At 72.2% G+C, this 4,746-nt stretch carries 7 protein-coding genes; 4 read left to right on the top strand and 3 right to left on the bottom strand.

All coding sequences use genetic code 11. The features are described from left to right. The coding region (locus ACTWQJ_RS46620) for a substrate-binding domain-containing protein (RefSeq protein ID WP_443312444.1) at positions 1-161 on the top strand (161 nt) is incomplete at its 5' end. A 14-nt stretch (positions 162-175) separates the two neighbouring features. Here the strand turns inward: ACTWQJ_RS46620 and ACTWQJ_RS46615 are convergent. Then, positions 176-1,066 carry an EamA family transporter gene (locus ACTWQJ_RS46615; RefSeq protein WP_443312443.1) on the bottom strand — a complete coding sequence of 297 codons (891 nt, stop codon included), beginning with the start codon at positions 1,064-1,066 and terminating at the stop codon, positions 176-178. A 69-nt stretch (positions 1,067-1,135) separates the two neighbouring features. On the opposite strand from ACTWQJ_RS46615, the gene ACTWQJ_RS46610 reads away from it, so the two are divergent. Together ACTWQJ_RS46610 and ACTWQJ_RS46605 are read left to right on the top strand one after the other, a co-directional pair. Beyond that, complete coding sequence (locus ACTWQJ_RS46610) at positions 1,136-1,996, top strand: LysR family transcriptional regulator (protein ID WP_443312442.1); 861 nt, start codon at positions 1,136-1,138, stop codon at positions 1,994-1,996. 159 nt (positions 1,997-2,155) lie between these two features. Beyond that, positions 2,156-2,575 carry an Ldh family oxidoreductase gene (locus tag ACTWQJ_RS46605; RefSeq protein ID WP_443312441.1) on the top strand — a complete coding sequence of 140 codons (420 nt, stop codon included), beginning with the start codon at positions 2,156-2,158 and terminating at the stop codon, positions 2,573-2,575. 54 nt (positions 2,576-2,629) lie between these two features. On the opposite strand, the gene ACTWQJ_RS46600 is transcribed toward ACTWQJ_RS46605, so the two are convergent. Then, complete coding sequence (locus tag ACTWQJ_RS46600; protein ID WP_443312440.1) at positions 2,630-3,169, bottom strand: DM13 domain-containing protein; 540 nt, start codon at positions 3,167-3,169, stop codon at positions 2,630-2,632. Positions 3,170-3,339: 170 nt separating this feature from the next. Here ACTWQJ_RS46600 and ACTWQJ_RS46595 point away from each other — a divergent pair, with 170 nt between their 5' ends. Then, entirely contained in the window at positions 3,340-4,032 is a 693-nt protein-coding gene (locus tag ACTWQJ_RS46595) for an NAD(P)-dependent oxidoreductase (RefSeq protein WP_443312439.1), read from the top strand. Between the two features lie 17 nt (positions 4,033-4,049). Here ACTWQJ_RS46595 and ACTWQJ_RS46590 read toward each other — a convergent pair whose 3' ends face one another. Next, positions 4,050-4,628, bottom strand: a complete 579-nt coding sequence (locus ACTWQJ_RS46590; RefSeq protein WP_443312438.1) for a TetR/AcrR family transcriptional regulator — start codon at positions 4,626-4,628, stop codon at positions 4,050-4,052. Positions 4,629-4,746: the final 118 nt, after the last annotated feature.

Below are 4,746 nucleotides of genomic sequence, written 5' to 3'. Positions count from 1 at the left end.
ACCTGTGGCTCACCACCGTCGACAACGCCGGCCACGAGGTCGGCCGTCGCGCCGCCCGCTGTCTGCTCGACCGCTTCGAGGGACGCGGGGGAGAGGGGAGCGTGCACCTCGCCATGCCGACGCTGGAGATCCGCGGCACCACGACCGCCGTCCGAGGGTGACGTCGCGGTCGCCCTCACTCGCGCCGGGTGAGGATGCTGAGCGCGTTCGCCGTGACGACCGCCCCGATGCCGGCCCACTCCCAGCTCCCCAGGCCCTGACCGAGGACGGCCCAGCCGACCAGCGCGGCGAGGACCGGGTTGACGCTCATGAAGAGCCCGAACGTCTGGGCGGGGACGTGGCGCAGCGTCAGCAGGTCGGCGAGGTAGGGCACGGCCGAGGACAGGACACCTGCCGCCACCGCCCAGGCGACCGACTCGGCGGTGGGCGGGCGCTGTACCGCGACCAGGATGCCCACCGGCAGGAACAGCACGGCCGAGACGCCCGCCGCTGCCGCCGCCCCCTGCGCGCCGGGGACGCGTCGGCCGACGGTGCGGTTGAGCAGGATGTACGACGCCCAGCACACGGCCGCCAACAGGGCGAGGCCCATCCCCACGTAGTCGGCGGAGGGACGTGGACGCATCAGGGTGACCACGCCGACCGCGGCGATCACCGCGCAGCAGGCGTCCAGGCGACGCCGGGCCGCGGCCAGGGCGATGCTCAGCGGGCCGAGGAACTCCAGCGTCACCGCCAGCCCGAGACCGATCCGGTCGACGGCGGTGTACAGACTGAGGTTCATGGTGCCGAACACCACGGCCAGCAGCAGCACCGGCCACCACTGAGGCCAGGTGAAGTCCCGCAGCCGCGGGCGGCCCACGGCCAGCAGGACGGCGGCGGCAACGTACTGCCGGACCGCGACGACCCCGACCGGGCCGATGACGGGGAAGGCCAGGGCACCGACGGCGGCACCCGTCTGGTTGGACAGGCCGCTGGCGACCATCGTGACCACACCGGCCCAACCCCGGCCGGGCGACTGCGGGTTGGGAAGAGGCGTGGGCACGGCGCGGCGTGCGGGAGCTGCTCGCATGCCCGTGATGGTGCAGCCGTACGGCTCTTGCGCAAAATGCAACCTCCGATCCATCCATACGCTTGAGTCATGGATGCGGATGTGGAGCTACGTCAACTGCGCTGCCTCGTCGCGATCGTGGACGAGGGAACCTTCACCGACGCCGCGACAGCGCTCGGCGTCTCCCAGGCCGCCGTGTCGCGCACCCTGGCCTCCCTCGAACGCGCCCTCGGTGTACGGCTGCTCAGGCGCACCTCGCGTCAGGTGACGCCGACGGCGACCGGACTGCGGGTCGTGGCGCATGCCCGGCGGGTGCTCGCCGAGGTGGACCACCTGGTCCGGGAGGCCACCTCCGGGCACGTCCAGGTGCGGGTGGGCTACGCCTGGGCGGCGCTCGGCCGGCACACGCTCCCCTTCCAGCGCCGGTGGGGCGCCGTGCACCCGGAGACCGAACTGCACCTGGTGCGGGTCAACTCGCCCACCGCGGGCCTGCTGGAGGGGATGTGCGATCTGGCGGTGGTGCGCAGGGCGCCGGACGACCGGCGCCTCGACTCCGCCATCGTCGGCCTGGAACGGCGGCTGTGCGCCCTGGCCGCCGACGATCCGCTGGCCCGGCGTCGCTCCGTCCGGCTCGCCGATCTCAGCGGGCGCACGCTCCTCGTCGACCGCCGTACCGGCACCACGACGGTGGACCTGTGGCCCCCCGACTCCCGCCCGGCCACCGAGGAGACCCACGATGTCGACGACTGGCTCACCGTGATCGCCACGGGCCGGTGCATCGGGGTGACTGCGGAGTCCACCGCCCACCAGTACCGGCGCCCCGGCGTCGTCTACCGGCCGGTGCGCGACGCCGAACCGGTCGCCGTACGGCTGATCTGGTGGCGCGACGACCCGCACCCCGCCACCCAGGCCGCGATCGAACTGCTCGCCGCGCTGTACCGCCCCGGCTGAGGCCGCATGGTCCTCGAAGGGCTGTGCGCGGCCAAGGCGGCCGTCGCCGCCGGCGACTAGCAGGCGCTGCGCGACTAACCCATCTGCTCCTCGGCCGAAAGGTGCTCCACCGTCTTGCCGGTCTCGGTGAACGTCCGTGTCACATAGCAGAAGGCGGTCATGCAGCTGCCGCTGGGCGGCGCCAAGGGGTCCGGCATGTCGCAGGCCTTCGAGCTGCTGACCAGCGTGCTCGTCGGCGCGCCGATCTTCGCGTCCTTCCACTCCGACGACCCGGCCGGCCGCACACACCGCCAGAACGCCCTGCTCATCGCCCTCGACCCCGCGGCCTTCGGCGGCACCGAGTCCTTCGCGGCGGTGGTCGACTCGGCCCTGACCACCCTGAAGGGCCTGCCCAGGGCGGACGACGCGGCGGGCGTGTACTACCCCGGCGAGCACAGCGCCGCGGTGGCCGCCGGCCGGGCGGAGCAGGGGATCCCCGTGGCGCCGAAGGTGTGGCGCGAGTTGACCGAACACGCCGCGAGGCTGGGTGTCACGCTGCCGACAGCCACCGCACAGGGGACGGCGGCTGTCCCGCGGTGACGGCCCCAGGGGCGCCCGGTGCGGCGGGCGCCCCACCGTAGTCCAGCAGTGCGCTCATGCGGGAGCCAGCTCCGCCGCCCCGAACGACACGTCGAACCGGTCGCACCAGATGCTCACGCTCGTGAAGGCGGCCGGATCCACGCCGGCGGGAACGGCGTAGTTCTGGTCGCCCCTGTTCCCCTTGAGCCGCCCCAGGCTTTCGTACGCACCGTCGTCGAACACATGCCAGCCTGCCTGGCCCTCCTTCACCGGCGCGTCCGTCAGCCACACCCGCAGATCCGGGCCGTTGCTGGTGTCGAGGTCCTCCAGACGCAGCACGTGGGAGCCGTCCGCAAGCCGCAGCAGCGTCACCGTGCCGGACGTGGCGTGCTCGTGACTGATCAGCTCACCGCGCGCCACCGTCACCGGGCCCGCCGGTTCCGGCGATGCCGAGGTGCTCGGCGCGGGCGCCGGTGTCCCGGTCGCCGCGGGCAGCGCCTCCTGCACGGTCTCGTCCTGCCACAGCTTCCACGGCTGGAACCAGTACAGCCCCGCCCCGACCAACGCCACGGCCGGCACCAGCGCCACCACGATCACCCTGCCCATACGCCCCATGGCGTCTCCTCCCGTTCCGTTCTCCGGGAGATCCATTCAAGACGTGCGCACGGCCGGACCGCGACGGTCAGGAGATGACGGAACTCTTACGGCACGCCCGGCGATGTCACACTCCAGGTTGCCCCCGCCCTCACAACTGGCGGAAACCCACACGCACGAGGGGAAAGCCAATGAACATCGTCATCTTCGGCGCGAACGGCCCCACCGGACGGCAGACCACCCGACAGGCCCTCGCCGCAGGGCACTCGGTCACCGCCGTCACCCGCCGCCCCGACGGCTTCCCGGTCACCGGCCCCGGGCTGCGCGTCGTCGGCGCGGACGTACTCGATCCGGCGGCGGTCGAAACCGCCGTGGCCGGACAGGACGCGGTGATCTCCGCACTCGGCGTGCCGTACGGCCGCCGTCCCGTCACGGTGTACTCCGCCGGCATCACCCACATCACGCAGGCCATGACCAAGCACAACGTGCGACGCCTGGTGGCCGTGACCTCGACCGTCCTCTTCGACACGGCGGCACCCGGTGAAGGCTTCCTCTTCCGCCGGCTGCTGGAACCGGCGGTCGTGCGCTTCCTCGGCCGCACGGTCTACGACGACATGCGCCGCATGGAGGACGTCGTACGCGAGTCCGACCACGCGTGGACGGTCATCCGCCCCGGCGGCCTGTTCGACACGGAGACGGTCAGCGACTACCAGCTCGGCACGGCACGGCTGCCCGGCCGCTACACCGCCCGCGCCGACCTCGCCCACGCGCTGCTGCACCACGCGGTCGAGAACCGCCACGTGCGCGCCTGTGTCGACGTACGCACGACGCAGGGCACCCCCACGTTCCTGGACCTGCTGCGCAAGGAGGCGGTGGGCAGGTAGTAATTTCGACCGGCGACTCAGCGCGCGGTGCGCACGCCGTCCAGCGCGACGGACAGGACACGGTCGCGCTGGGCGTCGTCGACGAAGTTCGTCGAGGTGATGCCCGCGACCATGCGCAGCAGGTCCCCGAAGTCCATGTCCTTGCGTGCCACCCCTGCCTGCTGCGCCCGCTCGAACAGCGGGGTGCCGGCCGCGTACATCGACTCCCGGCAGGTCAGGAAGATGTCCGACTCGTCGTTGAGCGCCTCGCGGACCGCCCGCTTGGTCACCATGTAGCCGGTGAACCGGTGCAGCCAGGCCGTGAGCGCCTCCCACGGTTCCTGGTCCGCGACCTCCTGGGCGACCTGGCACAGGTCGTTCACCTCGCCCGCGTACACGCTCTCGAACAGATGCCGACGGGTCGGGAAGTTCCGGTAGAGCGTGCCGATGCCGACGCCCGCGCGACGGGCGATGTCCTCCAGGGAGGCATCCGCGCCGTGCTCGGCGAACGCCTCGCGCGCGGCGGCCAGCAGGGCGTCGTAGTTGCGGGCGGCGTCCTTCCGGTGCGGCCGCCGGGACGCCACGATCTCGCTCACGGGAAAGGTCCGGGCCGTCATTGCTGCCTCCCTAGGGCGGACGGGATTGAACCGGAGGTAAGCCTCCGCTACAGTGGAGGAGTACCTCCACTTTAGCAGTGCGGGTGTCTGCGTCGGTGATGCGTGTGGACGCACGAAT

The sequence above is a fragment of the Streptomyces sp. KR55 genome, assembly GCF_052245645.1.
Taxonomy (GTDB): domain Bacteria; phylum Actinomycetota; class Actinomycetes; order Streptomycetales; family Streptomycetaceae; genus Streptomyces; species Streptomyces flavusporus.
This window is presented reverse-complemented; position numbering and strand designations above follow the sequence as displayed.